This is a genomic window from Exiguobacterium sp. s166, from assembly GCF_018618855.1.
Lineage (GTDB): Bacteria > Bacillota > Bacilli > Exiguobacteriales > Exiguobacteriaceae > Exiguobacterium_A.
The window spans coordinates 171,857-189,899 of sequence record NZ_JACSMU010000002.1 but is presented as its reverse complement, the minus strand read 5'-3'; the positions used below and the strand labels follow the sequence as shown (position 1 = coordinate 189,899).

The 18,043-nt window shown below is 40.0% G+C and carries 14 protein-coding genes and 1 pseudogene; 9 read left to right on the top strand and 6 right to left on the bottom strand.

Translation table 11 applies throughout. The features are described 5' to 3' along the window. Nucleotides 1-292 precede the first annotated feature (292 nt). The 5 genes from KNP93_RS05395 to KNP93_RS05375 all read left to right on the top strand — a co-directional run bounded on the left by KNP93_RS05395 (nucleotide 293) and on the right by KNP93_RS05375 (nucleotide 5,293). Complete coding sequence (locus KNP93_RS05395) at nucleotides 293-976, top strand: response regulator transcription factor (protein ID WP_305798032.1); 684 nt, start codon at nucleotides 293-295, stop codon at nucleotides 974-976. Nucleotides 977-988: 12 nt separating this feature from the next. After that, complete coding sequence (locus KNP93_RS05390) at nucleotides 989-2,011, top strand: sensor histidine kinase (protein WP_214853814.1); 1,023 nt, start codon at nucleotides 989-991, stop codon at nucleotides 2,009-2,011. Nucleotides 2,012-2,114: 103 nt separating this feature from the next. Continuing rightward, nucleotides 2,115-2,927, top strand: a complete 813-nt coding sequence (locus KNP93_RS05385; RefSeq protein WP_214853812.1) for an ABC transporter ATP-binding protein — start codon at nucleotides 2,115-2,117, stop codon at nucleotides 2,925-2,927. Next, nucleotides 2,905-4,821, top strand: a complete 1,917-nt coding sequence (locus KNP93_RS05380; protein WP_371819869.1) for an ABC transporter permease — start codon at nucleotides 2,905-2,907, stop codon at nucleotides 4,819-4,821. The genes KNP93_RS05385 and KNP93_RS05380 overlap by 23 nt, the downstream gene beginning before the upstream one ends. A gap of 148 nt (nucleotides 4,822-4,969) precedes the next feature. Next, nucleotides 4,970-5,293, top strand: coding sequence for a hypothetical protein (locus KNP93_RS05375; protein WP_131973086.1), 324 nt, complete (start codon nucleotides 4,970-4,972; stop codon nucleotides 5,291-5,293). A gap of 705 nt (nucleotides 5,294-5,998) precedes the next feature. On the opposite strand, the gene KNP93_RS05370 is transcribed toward KNP93_RS05375, so the two are convergent. The 3 genes from KNP93_RS05370 to KNP93_RS05360 all read right to left on the bottom strand — a co-directional run bounded on the left by KNP93_RS05370 (nucleotide 5,999) and on the right by KNP93_RS05360 (nucleotide 8,719). Then, nucleotides 5,999-6,508, bottom strand: a complete 510-nt coding sequence (locus KNP93_RS05370) for a MepB family protein (protein ID WP_131973085.1) — start codon at nucleotides 6,506-6,508, stop codon at nucleotides 5,999-6,001. Between the two features lie 127 nt (nucleotides 6,509-6,635). After that, the gene (locus KNP93_RS05365; RefSeq protein WP_131973084.1) at nucleotides 6,636-7,496 is read right to left on the bottom strand and encodes an RNA polymerase sigma-70 factor; all 861 of its coding nucleotides are present in this window, start codon (nucleotides 7,494-7,496) and stop codon (nucleotides 6,636-6,638) included. A gap of 38 nt (nucleotides 7,497-7,534) precedes the next feature. Further along, entirely contained in the window at nucleotides 7,535-8,719 is a 1,185-nt protein-coding gene (locus tag KNP93_RS05360) for an NAD(P)/FAD-dependent oxidoreductase (RefSeq protein ID WP_188005334.1), read from the bottom strand. Nucleotides 8,720-8,998: 279 nt separating this feature from the next. On the opposite strand from KNP93_RS05360, the gene KNP93_RS05355 reads away from it, so the two are divergent. The 3 genes from KNP93_RS05355 (at nucleotide 8,999) to KNP93_RS05345 (ending at nucleotide 12,720) form a co-directional block, all read left to right on the top strand. Further along, nucleotides 8,999-9,424: a MarR family winged helix-turn-helix transcriptional regulator gene (locus KNP93_RS05355; RefSeq protein WP_131973075.1), complete on the top strand. Its 426-nt coding sequence runs from the start codon at nucleotides 8,999-9,001 to the stop codon at nucleotides 9,422-9,424. Between the two features lie 373 nt (nucleotides 9,425-9,797). Then, nucleotides 9,798-11,135, top strand: coding sequence for an NtaA/DmoA family FMN-dependent monooxygenase (locus tag KNP93_RS05350; RefSeq protein ID WP_188005336.1), 1,338 nt, complete (start codon nucleotides 9,798-9,800; stop codon nucleotides 11,133-11,135). 148 nt (nucleotides 11,136-11,283) lie between these two features. Then, nucleotides 11,284-12,720 carry a DHA2 family efflux MFS transporter permease subunit gene (locus KNP93_RS05345; protein ID WP_188005337.1) on the top strand — a complete coding sequence of 479 codons (1,437 nt, stop codon included), beginning with the start codon at nucleotides 11,284-11,286 and terminating at the stop codon, nucleotides 12,718-12,720. A 326-nt stretch (nucleotides 12,721-13,046) separates the two neighbouring features. Here KNP93_RS05345 and KNP93_RS05340 read toward each other — a convergent pair whose 3' ends face one another. From KNP93_RS05340 to KNP93_RS05330, 3 genes and pseudogenes are all read right to left on the bottom strand, one after another. Further along, nucleotides 13,047-13,769, bottom strand: coding sequence for an NADPH-dependent F420 reductase (locus tag KNP93_RS05340; protein ID WP_131973072.1), 723 nt, complete (start codon nucleotides 13,767-13,769; stop codon nucleotides 13,047-13,049). A 40-nt stretch (nucleotides 13,770-13,809) separates the two neighbouring features. Then, nucleotides 13,810-13,938: pseudogene (locus KNP93_RS15630) on the bottom strand (winged helix-turn-helix transcriptional regulator); the annotation flags it as partial. Between the two features lie 570 nt (nucleotides 13,939-14,508). Next, entirely contained in the window at nucleotides 14,509-15,003 is a 495-nt protein-coding gene (locus KNP93_RS05330) for a hypothetical protein (protein ID WP_131502940.1), read from the bottom strand. A 255-nt stretch (nucleotides 15,004-15,258) separates the two neighbouring features. On the opposite strand from KNP93_RS05330, the gene acnA reads away from it, so the two are divergent. After that, a complete protein-coding gene (gene acnA, locus KNP93_RS05325) occupies nucleotides 15,259-17,982 on the top strand; it encodes an aconitate hydratase AcnA (RefSeq protein ID WP_131973071.1) in 2,724 nt (907 codons plus the stop codon). The last annotated feature ends 61 nt before the right edge of the window (nucleotides 17,983-18,043 follow it).

Here is an 18,043-nt window from a genome sequence, read left to right as displayed (position 1 = left end):
AAGTCTAACTTAGAGCATCGAACACGTTCACACTATAAAAATACATTAGTTGTCCAAAGTGACAAAAATGTCACTTCAGAAAACCAATTTGTAATGTAATTCGAACGACATAATTATTTTTTCTTGGTAGAGTATCTATACTAGAAATAAATAGACAAACATTTCAAATATATATAGAAAGAATAAAATTTCTTGATTTTCAATATATCGATTGTAATTTTCAGTAGCTTTTTATTTTTTAAATGCTATGTTAAATAGCTTGTAAAAATTAAAAAAGAAAGGAAGCGTAAAAATGGAAATGAAAATTTTCATCGTAGAGGACGATTTAGCCATTTTTAATTCATTAAAAGAAACATTGACTAAATGGGGGATGCAAGTTTCAGGACCACTAAATTTCAAAGACGTTTTAGAACATTTTAAGTCCGACGAGCCACATTTAATCATTATGGATATACAATTACCGATATATGATGGTTTTCATTGGTGTCGTGAAATTCGATTGATTTCGAAAGTTCCAATCATTTTCCTATCATCACGTGATCACCCAATGGATATGGTCATGGCAATGCATATGGGCGCAGACGATTACATACCAAAACCTTTTCATTCAGATGTCCTGCTTGCAAAAGTTCAGGCTACATTGAGAAGAGTGTATGCTTACGGAGAAAAATCTCCTGATTTCATGGAATGGAACGGAGCATTAATTGATTTAAAGCGGGGAATAATTCGCATGAATGAAATAGAAACAGAATTGACAAAAAATGAATTTTTTATTTTGATTGTATTGGTAAAAGCCAATAATAAGATTGTTTCTCGCGATGAATTAATTCGGAGTTTATGGGACGATGAGCGCTTTGTAAATGATAATACATTAACTGTGAATATCACACGACTCCGCCATAAATTAGAAAATTTAGGTTTGCAGGAAGCAATCCTTACCAAAAAAGGTTTAGGCTACGTAGCTGTTACTTTATGAGGGAGGGGTTTTATGTTTCTTAGTTATTTAAAAGATGTGAAAAGTTGGATTTTGTTTTTTTTCCTATCCCTTTTTTCAACAGACTTACTTCTATGGCTTGATCGAGGGATTAATGTCCAGATTAATTCGCTGATGTACGTAAATGTATTATTGCTAACTTTCTTTACCGTATTTATTTGTTGGCGGTATTACCGAGAGACAGCATATATACGTCAGTTAGAAATATTAGAAGAAAAACTAGAAACCGATTGGCATGAGGCATTACCAGAACCATTATTTGAACGTGATGAACGTATAAATAGAGTATTGCAAAGTGCAGGGATTTCTTTCTCTAATCAATTAAATAAAGATCGACAAAACACGATTATTCAAGATGATTATATTGCTGCCTGGGTCCACGAAGCAAAAGCTCCGCTTACTGCAATGAAACTCATGATTGATGCTAACAAATCTAGTCCATCTATATTCAAAATCGAAGCAGAATGGTTACGTATCTTTTTATTGATTGACCAGCAATTATACATATCACGACTGCCTTCACTAGAATCAGATTATGTGTTGGACGAAGTGCTGGTTCAAGACATCGTATCTGTTGAAATACGTGAACTGATGTCTTGGTGTCGGGAAAAGAACCTGGCCATAGAAACGGAAGGATTGGAAACGGTCATAGTAACAGACAAAAAGTGGTGTCGTTTTATTGTTCGACAGATTTTATCGAATGCCATTAAATATAGTCCTAGAGATGGAATAATCTATATTACGGCACATACAGAAGCAACCGGACATTGTATTTTGTCTATAGAAGATGAAGGACCAGGCATTCCAGATCATGATTTGCCCCGTATTTTTGATAAAGGTTTTACAGGCGGTATGGGAAGATTAAGCAATAGTGCAACTGGTCTTGGCCTATATTTAGCAAAAAAAGTATCTAATCAAATTGGTATTCAGCTTTCAGCGATCTCAAAAAAAGATAATGGTACGATTTTAAAGATGAATTTCTCATTAGAAAACGATTTTGATCAAATCCGTAGATAACAATATTGTCATCTTATACTCTCTTTTTGTCATATAAATCAAACGACTGTCGAATTTTTAGACCGTAGTATTAAAGATATAAGAAGAAAGGGAGTTTAAACACATGACACTTTTAAAAAGGAATTCAAAAATCATTGATGAATCAACCAAAAAAACAGTATTATATGCCCAAAATATTCGAAAATCGTTCGGTTCGAAAGGAAATGTTCAACAAGTACTAAAAGGAATTGATTTACGTGTAGAAGAAGGTGAATTTGTTGGAATCATGGGCGCTTCAGGTGCTGGTAAAACAACGTTGCTCAATATTCTTGCGACAATCGACCGGTCTACGGAAGGAACAGTCCTGATCAGTGGATCAGATATCTCTCAGATGAAAGATGCTGCTATGGCCGATTTCCGGAGAAATCAGCTGGGATTTATCTTCCAGGACTACAATCTTCTTGATACATTAACCGCTAAGGAGAACATCTTGTTACCATTATCACTTGGGAAAATAAACAAAAAGTCGGCAGAAACAGAATTTCGTACCATTGCCGATATCCTAGGGATCTCCGATTTAATTGATAAATACCCGCATGAACTTTCAGGAGGACAAAAGCAACGTACTTCTGCAGCCCGTGCATTGATTAATCAGCCTTCTATGGTCTTTGCAGATGAACCGACTGGAGCGCTGGATTCCAAATCAGCTTCCTCGTTGCTTAGGACCATAACAAATATTAACGAGAAAAGAAAAGTAACAATCATGATGGTAACCCATGATCCACTCGCCTCAAGTTACTGCAGCCGTGTTATTTTCCTGAAAGATGGTAAAATTTATACAGAGATCTATAAAGGAGATAAAACGAGACAAGCCTTTTTCCAGGAAGTTTTAAATATTCAAGCTGTGCTTGGAGGTGAAAACGTTGACGTTCTTTGATCTCGTCTTCCGTAGCATGCGCAAAAACATCAAACATTATTACTTATACTTTTTTGCTCTCATTTTCAGTGTTGTGCTGTACTTCGTTTTTGCTACTTTGCAGCATGACCCAGTCGTCTCTACACAGAGCGACCAAATGAGTACAGCGTTTCTAGCAGCAGGAATTCTATTAATTTTTATTATTGGCATATTTGTAGTCTACGCCAATTCGATTTTTCTAAAAAAAAGGAGCCGAGAAATCGGACTCTATCAATTAATTGGATTGAAAAAAAGTATAATTGCACGACTATTAGTTTTTGAGAATTTACTTCTTGGCATCGGAGCACTTGTTGTCGGAATTGCTATCGGAATGTTAGTATCACGTATTTTCTTATTACTGCTCATGAAATTAATCGGGTACGAAATGATAATCAATATTTCATTTTCAATGGTTGCCGTCATTCAAACAATTTTTGTGTTTTTCGGGCTTCTTATCTTTACTACCATCCAAATGATTACTACAGTGTATCGGAACACCTTATTGTCCTTATTTAATACAGAAAAAACTGGAGAACAGCCTAAAAAACCAAAAGCAAAAACTGAAGCCTTTTTGGCCCTTCTTAGTGTAATCTTGATCTGCTTAGGATATATCATTTCGAATAATATGATAAATGATTTATTTCTTTTCAATATACTGGCTGTGTTAGCTTCTATAGGGATAGGAACGTATCTCATTTTCCGGGTAACTATTGGTTGGTTATTTTATCAAATTCGTAATCGAAAAGCAGGTCATCTAGGTTTATCCAATAGTTTGTCGATTGCTCCATTAATGCATCGATTAAAAGAGAACGCTAATTCGTTAACACTCATCACTATCCTTTCAGCCATGACATTGACGATGCTTTCTGGAGCGTACTCTTTCTATTATGCTACTGAACATGAAACCCGTTCGCAAATGCCATTCGACATCATATTTGAAGAAAATGAATCAGTAGCAACTCAATTGAGCAACGAGTTAAATGAAAAAGGCATATCTTTTTCACATGGGGGGATTGATTTGCTTGTGCTATCGGGTCAATTGGAAGAAGGCACAATGCCTGTACCAAGTAACGAATTATACATTGCCATTACAAGTGATAAGCAATTGCAGCAAGCAGGAAATGATATAAAAGCTCCTACTGACGGCTCAGCATATTTTTACAGCACCTCGTCCATTTCCTTATTCAGAGACGCGATGAAAATGCCGGTAACTCTGGAATTAGATGATAAAACAAAGACTAAAATTAAAATCACCGATTACCGAGAGGGAAACAGTATCAATGGATCGATGCTCTACTCTCAAATTGTAGTTAACGATAAGAAATTTCAAACCCTTAAAAATCAATTTATAGCGAATAGTTCAGCCAAATTCAAGCGAATCGATGGATTCAAAATTACTGACTCTAACGATTTAAAATTAGCATCCGAGATTTATAACAATCACTATGCGAGCGAAAATTCACATATTGACTACTATTCAGCCTACCAACAAGCTATCCAAAAAAATGGATTATTGATTTTCATATCAGGATTTTTAGGTCTTGTCTTCTTAATCTCAACCGGTAGCATTTTGTACTTCAAACAAATGACAGAAGCTGAACAGGAAAAGAAAAGTTACGGTACCTTGCGCCAGCTTGGGTTTAGTGTGAATGAAATTATGCGTGGAATTATCCGGAAACAAATTTTTATTTATGGTCTTCCACTTATTATTGGATTGCTACATGCTATTTTTGCCATCCATGTTCTTTCTGCTTTCTTCCAATCAAACATTGCTTTCGCAGCTTCTATAGCAATGATGGTTTACACAATCATTTATATATTTTTTGCGTTCTTAACAATCGGTTACTATCGAAAGACGGTAAAAGCAGCATTATAGAAAAAAAGTAATAAAATCAGTTCTTCACTTTTGGGAGATGAGAACAATAATTTGACTTACTGATAATTTACATCTTCATAAAATTGGTTATACATTCAATATTATGTATTATCTAAAAAATTATAAACATTGAAAGGAAGTGTATGTAATGAAAATTAATTTAATCATTTTTCTAACATCCATAAAAGCACAAAAAGAAAATAGTCGTACTGAAATTGTAGTGAAAACAGTCGAATCAGGTATACGTCCAACTATTGGAGACATAATTGATGATCCTGGATTTGATTCAAGATTTCATAATGGATATGAAGTGGTTAAAGTAACTTTAAATTATGAGTTCAACGAATGTAATGTCTCTCTCCAACCACTTGCAATAGAACTAGAAGAAATTAGTATTGATAGCTATTTAGAAAAACTTGTAGCAAATAGATGGCGTTTATTTACAAAAGAAGAATTTTTAGCGTCTTTATAAAAAATTCTTGAAGCATGAAGGAGCTAGAAGGTGAACTGAACCCTGAATGGTGGACAATTGATAAAAGACCCCATTCGGGTTTTTTTATGTTTAAAGATATCGATATACTGTACCTCTTCAATTTAGACGGGAGAACTATTCATGAACAGCTGCACCTTCAATCCAAATCAAATCAGACAACTTGAAGCGAATCTTCACGTAGCCTCGATATCAGATCGTACGATTCAATACAAAGGAGAATTTAGCTGGTAAGCGACCGATACAAATCTTTGAGGAAAGTGGCTTTGACCTGGACGTGATCGATAAGCAAACAACGAGCGAAGCGTTGAAACGACGGCGGAAAACATATCGTATTTATAGAGAAGAAGGACTCTTAAATGAGAGATGTGGAAAATCAAATCTTGAAGGTCAACCGAAAAAAGGTGATTCCGTCGAACGACACCTTGCGAAAGCTGAAGCACGAATCAAGTACCTCACAGCAGAGAACGAATGACCAAAAAAGCTCGGTGCTTTCCAAAGAGAGGCGAAGTACCGAAACTCACCACATCTGAGCGCTATCAGTCATCAATATTGTCTTACGTTCAATCACCTAGCTGATGTGGATAATGGTCTCTTCAAAAAAAATCGACTGTAATTCATTCAAGTCCAATTGAAATCCTACGTCTCGAGATAGCTATAATCAACTGATTTTATCATGTTGTCACGTTAGTTGAAATATAACTTCATTATTTCATGCGTTGGCAGACTCTTTGACTCCTGAATTTCAACAAAGTACTTCACTTGCCATTTTTGCGTAGCAATCGCTTGTTTACTAGTCGGATACTCCCAACTCGGATAAACTCGAATGGCCATTTTCCCTTTTATAGTATTCGTACTCAGTATTTTCTGCTTAATAAGGACCTCTTTAGGAAAAATGAACTGACCGAATTTATTATCCTTGGTAAAGGTATTTACTACCAACAAATCAGTAGCTGTCTTATCTGAAAAGGATTGATTCTTATTCTTATCATCTTTTTCCCAAAATGCCACAAATTGTCCTAGTTTTGTAGGTGTAGTCTTTGCAACTCGAAATCGAATGGACTTTGAGTGTATATAAAATAAACCAGCTCCATAATCCGAATTCTGAACTTCTTCTTGTATGGATTGAGGGTATAGATTATATGGCGTATACATTGTTTTTTGTACATATGCTAAGGCATCGAAAAAATTATTCATGCTATACACTTCCTTTTCATTAGTCAAATTTTTTGACGGATTTCTTAGTAAATCTTGACCTTAATAGATGTGTGACTATAGGTCTAAATTTAAAAACTTATCTTCTATCTGTAAATAAGACGGATGATTATTTGGAAAGAGATTTAAGTTTATCCGGATTTCTAATAATATATATGTTGCCTATCAATTCCTGTTCGATATGCACTAATGCTACAGCTTGGATTCTTTTAGCTGAGCGGATTACAATTCCGTTTTGACCATTTATCCCGAGAATTTCGATGTCGAGGATTTCGCCATCTTGATTAGACTTACGGATCAAGCCAAACAGGAATCGGATAACTGCCTGGCGTGACTCAATAGGGTGGACAGCAGCAATTGCTTTACCTCCTCCATCAGACACCAGTATAACGTCTTCTGACAGCATCGAGACTACCCGGTCAACATCGTCCTGTTCGAGAGCCTGCATAAACCCCAAAATCCACTCTTTGCTTGCTGAGGAGCGGTATGACTTGGGTGAGGCAAGCGGTAATTTACCCTTAGCGCGCTTAAAAATTTGGCGGCAATTTACTTCGCTTTTCCCTACAATATCGGCAATTTCTTCATACTCAAAACCAAATGCTTCACGCATTACAAACACAGCCCTTTCTGAAGGCGACAACTTTTCGAGCAAAACGAGCAGGGCATATGATACCATTTCACCTTGAATGACCAGCTCAGGCAATTCGTCAGTTGAAGTGATAACAGGTTCCGGAAGCCATTCTCCAAAATATTGTTCGCGTTGCTTGCGGGCTGATTTCAAAAAATCTAAACAGTTATTTGTCACCATTTTACACAAGTAAGCTTTGGGTTCCGCCAGCTTCTCCGGTTTAACATCATATAGTTTTACGAATACATCTTGCACAGCGTCTTCAGCATCAGAAACGGAGCCAGTTATTTGGTAAGCAAGCGTAAATAGAAGCCCTTTGTATTGCTCGAATAGTTCTTGCAAATTCAAACTCCTCCTTCTTATTCTAATTTTTTGTTAGTTTACTTTATCAAGCTTGCTGAGTTCCATGTGAATTTTCTTAACTTCCAACCTAGTTTTCCTTTTACTACAATGTCGAGTCCCCCAACGCCAATCCATGCCATTCCTTTATCTGGACCTAAACTAAAACAAAAGAAATCCATGAATCCCTTATGCAAAGGTGCCTTTTGGCCGTGAATATCGGCTACTACCACTTTCATCAATCGTGTTGCTTGCGCAGTTGCTTCCTTGCAAGTTTTACCGTCTTCTTGACCGTTGGACGGATCTATAATTCGGGCGCAATCACCGATACTATAAACACCAGGTGCATCTTTTACCCGATAACTTGAATCCACTATCAGATAGCCTTCAGAGGTGACAGGTAAACCAACAGTGCGCAATTGGGGGTTGGGCAACAGCCCAAGTGTCCATATACACAGACTTACCAACAGGTTTTCACCGTTAGTTAATAAGAGCACACCATCTTTTTCTTGAACAGCTCTTCTTTCGTGGAGAATGGTTATGCCAGCAGTGCTTAATCCGTGCTCCAACTGAGCGCTCACTTTGGTCGGACCTATTGAAAAAAGTCTTTTTTCAGTGTTAATCAAAATTATTTTCACTGATTTTGGATTCAATCCCATTTGCTTTGCATCTTCCTGAACCCAGTAGGCAAGTTCAGCCGACGTTTCGATGCCACTAATTCCTGCTCCTGCAACAGCAATCGTCATAAGTCTTTGGCGCTCTTTCTCATCTTTTTCCTGGCTAGCTTTTTGTAAATTTTCGTGCCAGAATGTTCGAATCGTATTTGCATCTTCAAAATTAGCCAAAGGGATTCCGCCTTGTAATTGATCCGGTTGACGTACAATACTGCCCATAGCCACAACAAGGATATCGTAATTCATTGATATCTGGTCACCTTGGACTTTTTGATAAAAGAGCGTTTTTGTCTTAGATTCCACTTTTGTTACCTCGGCCTGGATGATTTCCACATTCTCAGGAAACAAAGTGCTCAAAGAGATGGTAATATCCGTTTTACTGGCTGCTGGCTTAAAAAGCAAAACTTTTCGTAAATGGTAAAGATTTTTATCTAGTAGAAAGATTTTCAGTTTTTTCTTATTTTTCAATTGTTTTGAGTAGTGAAGCATTTCTTTTACTGCATTAATTCCTGCATATCCTCCGCCAACAACGACACAAGTTAATTCTGTCATAATTCTTTGCCTCCAATCCGTTATTTATGTATAGAACGATTTAGAAGCCTACTTTGTGACATCTGAGAGCTCTTTTTTGAAAATGCTCACGCTTAGCATACTTTTGAATGAGGACTTGAAACTAAAAGGACTAGCTCTTCAATCACAATACTATTTTTTGATTGATTCAAAAGTAAATTCTTTTTATATAAAACGGTCGATAAATATTGTTTGACAGTAGATTTTCATGATGATATGTTTAGTAGGCTAAATATATTATCACTAGTGGAGGGGAAATCTATGAAGGTCTCCGTAGATTGTGATATCCGTGAGTCATTAGATAAAGTATCATCCAAGATGCGTCGGGATTATAGTGAAAGCTTAAGAGAAATTAATCTCTACGTTGGGCAGGATAACCTGCTCGCCCGTTTATGGACAGGAGATGGAATTACTCAAATGCAATTGTGTGATCATTTAAAATGCGAACCACCTACGGTCACCAATATGGTTAAATCGCTTGAACAAAATGGCTTCATAATGCGTAAACGCGATGAAAAAGATGGCAGGGTTATGAGGATTTATTTAACGGACGAAGGAAAAAAGTTAGAAAAACCGGTGGATTTCAAATGGAAGCAACAACAAGAAAAATTACTGAATGGAATTTCCAAGGAAGAAAGGATGATGTTAAGAGATTTAATGAAACGGATGGAGAGAAATTTATTTTAAGTTCTCTCTAGTTATTTGTTTAGCAAGCTAAATAAAAGCAATTAGTATTAGTCATGTAGAACCATTATTTTGAATGACTAGAAAACATTTGTTTAGCAGGCTAAATAAATTCGGGGTAGTTAAAGAGTAAGTCCGAAAAATTTTTTAAGGTATATACACTCAAAAAGAGTACCCGATTACCTGCGGCAGAACTTACTTCAGAAGTTTGTATCTATCAGCAACTTCAGACCTCGAAACGAAATGGCAGAGGACATAATTAAGGGAATGTTTTGTCCAATAAAGCTTATTCAACTAGCTTATACAGAAAGAAATGAACGTAAGATTTAAGTGCAGGATAATTAAAGATAATCAAAAAACAAAGGAGAATACCAGTATGACAAAACATAAAGAAATGCAATTAGCACTACAAATGGTTTCTGGTTATGGGGCTGAATTTAGTGCCTGGAGAACACCAGGAACGGATCCGGCAGCCTATACCAATCTGGACAATTATGTAGAGCGGGCGAAGATAGCTGAAAAAGGAAAATTTCAGATGATTTTCATAGCAGATACACCTGCCTTGACTGTTGATTTGGGTCCACAGACACCCAGTTTCCCGATGGACCCCATGCTGGCCCTCATGGCTGTGGCAAGGGAAACAACGCATATCGGACTTGTGGCAACCTATTCCACGACGTTCAATTATCCCTATAATATAGCTCGCCAGTTCAAGGCACTGGATGTCATTAGTCATGGACGCGTAGGTTGGAATGCTGTGACATCATCCACTCCCGCAGCGGCAGCGAACTTTGGTATGCAGGTTGCCAATCGAAAAGAACGATATGACAAAGCGCATGAATCGATTCAAATTGTCCAGGCACTCTGGGGAAGTTGGCAACCGGACGCTTGGACATTGGATCCAAAAGGTGGCGAATTTGCTAACATGGATAAGATTCAGCCAATTAATCTCAAAGGTCAGTATTATGCCTCTCGTGGTCCATTACCCATTCCGCCATCGGAACAGGGACAGCCAGTGATTTTCCAAGCCGGTGGTGGAACTGAAGGCTTGGAGTTAGCGGGGAAATATGCATCCGGTGTCTATGCGAACCCTTATGATATCGAGTCGGCACGGCAACACAGACAAGCCCTTCGACAAAGTGCGGTTCGTTTTGGTAGAAACCCGGATGACGTTAAAATGTATACCGGTTTTATGTTCTCTTTAGGCGCCACGGAAGAAGAAGGATTAGAACGCCGAAGACAATTGATGAGTTTTAATCCGGAGGAAATTCCAAGCCGGGTGAGCTATCTAGGCTCCATGGTGGGGTTGCGACTATCGGTAGATACAATAGATATCGACCAACCCTTGCCAATTGACTTGTTGCATCGAGCCTATGCTAACCCACAGGATCCAAGATCTCCTAGAGCTGTGCAGTTGCTGAAACAAGGATTGTCCATTCGAGATGTTTTGGCACATGGTGTCATCAATTATCATCCGGTAGTGGCAGGTACAGCGTTACAAGTGGCTGATTTCTTAGAAGAATGGTTCTTGGCCGGTGCTTGTGACGGATTCTCGGTTGTTCCAGATATCGCTCACGATGGCGTAGCGGATTTCGTGGAGCAGGTTGTACCAATCTTGCAGGAACGAGGATTGTTCCATAAGGATTACGAAGGAAATACATTGCGCGAAAATATGGGTGTCCCTTATCAGTATGGAAGTATGGAAAATAAATAATTTAGTAAAGAAGAAAGTTCTAAGAAATCCTTCTTGATAGTTGTTTCAGGTATTGAAAATACATGAAAATTAATAACTAGCTGATTAAGATTTTCTATTTCTAATGAAGAATGAGTTGTAAAAAATATTAAATTAATAGGAGATAAAAATGAAGAAACAATACAATACGCGTGCCATCATGGCATCGCTTCTCATGGTCGGTTTTGTGGGTATGTTCAGTGAAACCGCCTTAAATATCGCAATGGTAAATTTAATGGACGTCTTTCAAATTTCAGCGGCAACGGCACAGTGGCTTACGACTGGATTCTTGCTAACACTCGGTATTTTGATGCCAATCAGCGGCTTGTTATTACAAATGTTTACGACAAGACAACTATTCGTATATTCATTGATCAGTTTAATAGCAGGCACATTGATTGGGGCCCTTGCTTTCAGTTTTGAAATGCTTATGATTGCCCGCGTCCTACAGGCTGTGGGTATGGGTATGCTTCTCCCACTTATGTTTAATACTATTTTGGTCATCTATCCACCTGAAAAACGGGGAGCGGCTATGGGGTTTGTCGGACTAGTCATCATGTTTGCACCGGCAACGGGACCTACTATTGGTGGACTTTTAATCGAATACTTAGCTTGGAATTACATCTTCTGGATATCCCTTCCCTTCCTAGTCGTTGGGCTTTTAATCGGCCTTAAGTTTTTAGAAAATGTGACTGAAGTAACGAAACCGCACATCGATTTGCTATCTGTTTTATTATCAACGGTAGGTTTTGGAGGAGTGGTTTTTGGTTTCAGTAAAGCTGGGGAAGGGGAAGAAGGATGGAGCAGTATGATCGTTGTCACATCTATCGTCATTGGGCTTATTTCCTTATTCTTCTTTGTGCTACGCCAGAACTCGATGAAAGAACCGATGCTGAATTTGAAAGTTTTCAAGTATCCAATGTATGTGTTAGGACTACTTCTGGTAATGATGAGTATGTTGATTATTATGTCTAGCATGATTATTCTGCCTATGTTCCTGCAAACAGGAGCTGGACTTTCTGTTTTTATTGCGGGGCTTATGCTACTACCTGGCAGTGCGTTAAACGGGCTACTTTCCCCATTTATCGGTCGGTTGTTTGATAAATTCGGACCGAAATGGCTCGTCATCCCAGGGCTTCTTCTTGTCACGACGATGTTATGGTTTTTTACTACGTTAACCATTGCTTCATCCGTAATATTTATTGTAGCTTTACATGTCGGTTTAATGGTTGGGATTGCAATGATCTGGATGCCTTCTCAAACGAACGGATTAAATCAATTGCCACCGGAATTATATGCTCACGGTACAGCAATTATGAATACGCTCCAACAAGTTATTGGGGCAGTAGGTACGGCAGTAGCCGTTAGTATTTTGACAGGTGGTATGGATAATTATCTACACAGTTCTTCAGAACCAACTCATCCAGTAGAAATCGCCAATGCGATGGTTTCAGGATTGCACAATGTCTTTATATTTGCGACAGTAGTTGCATTGGTGGGTCTGCTTTTAGGATTCTTTATCCGTCGTGTCGTAATTCGACGTCAATTAACAAATTCGTCACATTGATAGAGGAGAATGTAAGGGCTCGGAATATGGAATATTAAATTGTGCTTAAGAAAAGTGTTAAGTTACAGCAAATTGATTTTATTCAGTCAAGCATTTAAGTAATTGATTTTTAGTGAGAAATTCACTTTAAAAAAAGGAAAATACAAAAAATGAAGGTCTGTAGCTGTCGTTTAAGCTACAGACCTTCATTTTCCACTCATATTGAGGAATAAATGAAAAGTGATCAACTAAGGGTGTTAAGGTCAGTTGAAAAAACCTTAGATTCATTCATTAGTTAGCACACGATGACTTTGATTTAATTGAAAGGACAATTAAGGGTACTTGAATTAGAGGGTATATGTTTCGCGATTCATCCTCACAATGTCCTCATGTGTCATCCCCATTGAGAATTTCTCCATTACTTTATCTCGTTGAATAGCTGCTAGTTCTTTATCAGCTTTTTTCAATGCTTCTGTTAATTCTTCTTTTGTTAATTCGGTGCAATAGGCAGGAGTTCCCGGTTGCTCTCTCCAAGACTCATTTAAGGAGCCGGCATCGACTGTGTCAAAACCAAGTTCATTCACTACGTCAAAAATCAATTGCTTTTGTTCTAGATTATCACCGGCAATTGCCATAGCAATGCGACCATTAGTTCCTTCAGGTGTTCCTTTATTTTCTAAAGTATATGCTAACTGATTGCTGAAAGCTTTGACTATGGGTCTTCCTAATTGCTTCGAAACCCAAACGCTCTCAACCATTCCATTCTCAATTTCTCCAATTGCATTATCTCTAAAGGGATAGTAATTGGACGTATCTACTATGATGACCTCCTCCCTAACTTGATCGATGATGGAACGAATGCTTGGAACAACATGCAGAGGGAGAGCAAGTAAAAGAACATCAATATTGGTGATGACCTCTTGTATATTTACAGGCACTCCTGCAAGATCCTTTCCTTCCAAATGTTTTATGTCTCGAGCATCGGCAATTTTAACATCGTGTCCTTGTTCAACTAACTTTCTAGAAATACTTGCCCCGATAGGGCCCGCACCTATAATTCCAAATTTCATAATTTCTCCTCCTAATGTGATTTCATATATAGTAGTCGTTCTATAGTTGAAATTTCTCCACTTCCGTTTTTTCTATATGTTCTTTACCGAAAGCTTTCATCATTTCTAATACAGAAAGTAACTTTATACCTTTTTCAGTAAGGCCGTACTCTACTTTAGGTGGAACGGTTGGATATACTTTCCGATGGAGTACTCCGTCTTGTTCCGACTTCCGAAGTTGGTTAGTGAGGGAACCTTAAGAAATTCCTTCCAGATAATGTTTAATATCCGGAAAACAGCGTCTCATATCTTTTAAATACCAAAGAATAAAATATTTTCAACGCTCTGATAGAATGTTTTGGGTTAAGGCAATCGCATACATATTTTTTTCTTTAGTTAATAAAATCTTTATTAAATCCAATCTATACAAACTTTCGTTAAATGTCCTTTTGTACTAAGTGCATTTACATGGCCTTCTTCACCACCTATAAAGAAACTTGTATGATTTAAATTAATAAAAAAACTAATCGAATAAATAATCATCCAAGAATCAGTATTTACGAGTTATTTATTTAGCAAGCTAAGTAAATTATAACACAGGAGCAGAATAATGAAAATGAGATGGATTTGGACTATTTAGGATGTGGCACCATTCGATATGTTTGCCGATGAATGTAGAAAATATGTATCTATTAAAATCTTTGAAATCAAAAACGTCCCCGAAAAAGCGGGGACGAAACGTACACCTTATATTGTTAGTTCACACCGTCTCATCCGTAAACGTTTCACCTGTCCGGCGCACGGTCGCTCCGAGTTCCGCGGCAATCGCATTGATCGCTTCCGAATCCTCGTTGACTTCGCTGATGATGATGACGCCGTAGTGGTCGGGATTGATCTGGTTGAGTGTCCGGTTAAACAAATCAAACGAATCGCGTTCGTTTTTTTCGTCACGGTTTGCCCCAATCAGGTATCCGGCGACGGAGCCGACGAGCATGCCGAACGGTCCACCGACAACGCCGACTGCCATCCCGATCAACGAACCTTTAAACGATTGATCCTGTTGCGTGAAGTCAATCGCATCGATGAAGGAGAAGCCGTCCGTCTCATTGCGTTCGGCGAGCACCATCTGTTCCATTTCAATCTCTTTGATCGCTTCGAGGTCCTTGATCATTTCAAAACCGGTTTTTGCTTTTTCCAAATCATCGAAAATAATCGTCGTGACGACGTGAGTTGCATCATTTTTATATTGTGCCATAATTTCCGCCTCCAGAAAGTTCTGATGTCGTTCTACAATTTACTTGTACCCGTAACAGAACCATTAAAAACTAGAAAGCGAGTGTCATCATAAGCATATGATTGATATAGTTTCTCAATTAGGTGATAAGTAAAACTTATTGAAGGTCTTTTGTTCTTTCAAATTGTAACGGGGCTCATATTATACTATGATAGAGCTGTACAAGTAAGCGGTATCAGGGGCTTGATGTCGTCAACACTTAAAGGGGGAATCAGCATGAAGCAAACGCAACCAACGCAAGACGTGTTTGGTGCACGCCGTTCGTTTGAAGCTAACGGTAAAAATTACAACTATTACAGCCTTGAAAAATTGGAAGAACTCGGTCTGACGGAAGTCAAACGCCTTCCGTATTCAATCCGTGTGCTGCTTGAATCCGTCCTTCGTCAACAAGACGGTCGTTCGATTACACAAGAGCATGTCGAAAACTTGGCGAAATGGGGAACTGCCCAAGTATCGAATGATATCGATGTGCCGTTCAAACCGTCACGCGTCATCTTACAGGATTTCACGGGTGTTCCGACCGTCGTCGATCTCGCGTCACTCCGTAAAGCGATGCAGGACCTCGGTGGAGATCCGTCGGTCATCAATCCGGAAGTTCCGGTTGATCTCGTCGTCGACCACTCGGTTCAAGTCGATTCTTACGGATTTGCCGGAGCACTTGCTGAAAACATGGACCTTGAGTTCGAACGGAACGAAGAGCGTTACAAATTGTTGCGCTGGGCAACAACCGCTTTCGATAACTACCGTGCTGTCCCGCCTGCAACAGGAATCGTCCACCAAGTAAACCTCGAGTACTTGGCATCTGTCGTTCTTGAAAAAGAAACAGCAGACGGTTCGGTTGATGTCTACCCGGATACACTCGTTGGAACAGATTCTCACACAACGATGATCAACGGACTCGGTGTCCTTGGTTGGGGTGTCGGTGGAATCGAAGCAGAAGCAGGAATGCTCGGACAACCTTCATTCTTCCCGGTTCCTGAAGTTATCGGTGTCCGCATCACAGGTGAAATGCACCCTGGAACAACAGCAACGGACGTTGCGCTCCGCGTGACGGAAATGTTACGTCAACAAAACGTTGTCGGTAAATTCGTTGAGTTCTTCGGACCATCACTTCACTTGATGTCATTGTCTGACCGCGCGACAATCGCCAACATGGCGCCTGAATACGGTGCGACATGCGGATTCTTCCCGGTTGATACGGAAACGTTGACGTACCTCCGTTTGACAGGCCGCGACGAAGCATTGATCGAAAAAGTCGAAAATTACTCAAAAGCAAACGGCTTGTTCTACACGCCGCAAAACGAAGATCCTACGTTCACGAAGACGGTTGAACTTGATCTGTCGACAATCGTTCCTGCACTTGCCGGACCGAAACGTCCACAAGACCGGATTGATTTGACGGACGTGCACACGTCGTTCCAAAAAGCGTTGACAGCACCACAAGGAAACGCCGGTTTTGGTCTTGCTGAAGAAGAAGCTAGCAAAGTCGCTGTCGTACAATACGAAGACGAAGCGGTTGAGATGCGTACGGGAGACCTTGCGATCGCAGCGATCACGAGCTGTACGAATACATCAAACCCGTACGTCATGATCGGTGCCGGACTCGTTGCGAAAAAAGCAATCAATCTCGGATTGACGGTTCCGAAATACGTCAAGACATCACTTGCGCCGGGATCGAAAGTCGTAACGGATTATCTTGAGAAATCAGGACTTCAACCATACCTCGATCAACTCGGCTTCAACACAGTCGGTTACGGTTGTACGACATGTATCGGAAACTCAGGTCCGCTTGACCTTGCCGTTGAAAACGCAATCCTCGGATCAGACCTGCTCGTCTCGTCTGTCCTCTCAGGAAACCGTAACTTCGAAGGACGGGTTCATCCGCTCGTCAAAGCCAACTACCTGGCATCACCACCACTCGTCGTCGCGTACGCGATTGCCGGAACGGTCGACGTCGACATCATGAACGCGTCACTCGGAACAGGCAAAGACGGACAAGAAGTCTTCTTCGCGGACATCTGGCCGTCACGTGACGAAATCCAAACGATCATCAACACGGTCGTCACACCGGAAAGCTTCCGTGCCGAGTACGATTCGGTCTTCACAGGAAACGAACGTTGGAACAACCTTGACGTGCCGACAGGCGATCAGTATGACTTCGACGAAGAATCGACATACATCCAAAATCCGCCGTTCTTCGAGAATTTGGCGAAAGAGGCCGGTCATGTCGAAGCATTAAACGACCTCCGTGTCTTCGGTAAGTTTGCGGATTCTGTCACGACAGACCACATCTCACCAGCCGGTTCATTTTCGAAAACGACACCAGCCGGACAATACCTTGTCAGCAAAGGTGTCGCACCAAAAGACTTCAACTCATACGGTTCACGCCGTGGTAACCACGAGATCATGATGCGCGGAACATTCGCGAACATCCGGATCCGTAACCAGGTCGCTCCGGGTACAGAAGGCGGCTTCACGACGTACTGGCCGACAGGCGAAACGATGGCGATGTACGACGCTGCGATGAAGTACAAAGAAGATGGTACAGGTCTTGTCATCCTCGCCGGTAAAGATTACGGGATGGGTTCATCACGTGACTGGGCAGCGAAAGGGACAAACCTTCTTGGTGTCAAAGCCGTCATCGCAGAGAGCTTTGAGCGGATTCACCGTTCGAACCTCGTCATGATGGGTGTCCTGCCGCTTCAATACGCAGCCGGCACATCAGCTGAATCGCTCGGCTTAACAGGTGAGGAATCAATCAGTATCGCGATCGACGAGTCGGTTCGTCCACGTGACGTCGTCGAAGTTACAGCGACAGCTGCAGACGGAAAAGTCACGAAGTTCGAAGCAATCGCTCGTTTTGATTCGGAAGTCGATATCGATTACTACCGTCACGGCGGAATCTTACCAATGGTTCTCCGCGAACGCTTGCAAAACTAAACCGTTTACATTAACGTTTGAGGTGGGGGTAAACCCCACCTTTTTTGATGCAGAAAGGGGC

Coding starts and splice junctions, on each gene's coding strand:
- KNP93_RS05395 (WP_305798032.1), top strand. CDS start 293: ATGGAAATGAAAATTTTCATCGTAGAGGACGATTTAGCCATTTTTAAT.
- KNP93_RS05390 (WP_214853814.1), top strand. CDS start 989: ATGTTTCTTAGTTATTTAAAAGATGTGAAAAGTTGGATTTTGTTTTTT.
- KNP93_RS05385 (WP_214853812.1), top strand. CDS start 2,115: ATGACACTTTTAAAAAGGAATTCAAAAATCATTGATGAATCAACCAAA.
- KNP93_RS05375 (WP_131973086.1), top strand. CDS start 4,970: ATGAAAATTAATTTAATCATTTTTCTAACATCCATAAAAGCACAAAAA.
- KNP93_RS05370 (WP_131973085.1), bottom strand. CDS start 6,508: ATGAATAATTTTTTCGATGCCTTAGCATATGTACAAAAAACAATGTAT.
- KNP93_RS05360 (WP_188005334.1), bottom strand. CDS start 8,719: ATGACAGAATTAACTTGTGTCGTTGTTGGCGGAGGATATGCAGGAATT.
- KNP93_RS05355 (WP_131973075.1), top strand. CDS start 8,999: ATGAAGGTCTCCGTAGATTGTGATATCCGTGAGTCATTAGATAAAGTA.
- KNP93_RS05350 (WP_188005336.1), top strand. CDS start 9,798: ATGACAAAACATAAAGAAATGCAATTAGCACTACAAATGGTTTCTGGT.
- KNP93_RS05345 (WP_188005337.1), top strand. CDS start 11,284: ATGAAGAAACAATACAATACGCGTGCCATCATGGCATCGCTTCTCATG.
- KNP93_RS05340 (WP_131973072.1), bottom strand. CDS start 13,769: ATGAAATTTGGAATTATAGGTGCGGGCCCTATCGGGGCAAGTATTTCT.
- KNP93_RS05330 (WP_131502940.1), bottom strand. CDS start 15,003: ATGGCACAATATAAAAATGATGCAACTCACGTCGTCACGACGATTATT.
- acnA (WP_131973071.1), top strand. CDS start 15,259: ATGAAGCAAACGCAACCAACGCAAGACGTGTTTGGTGCACGCCGTTCG.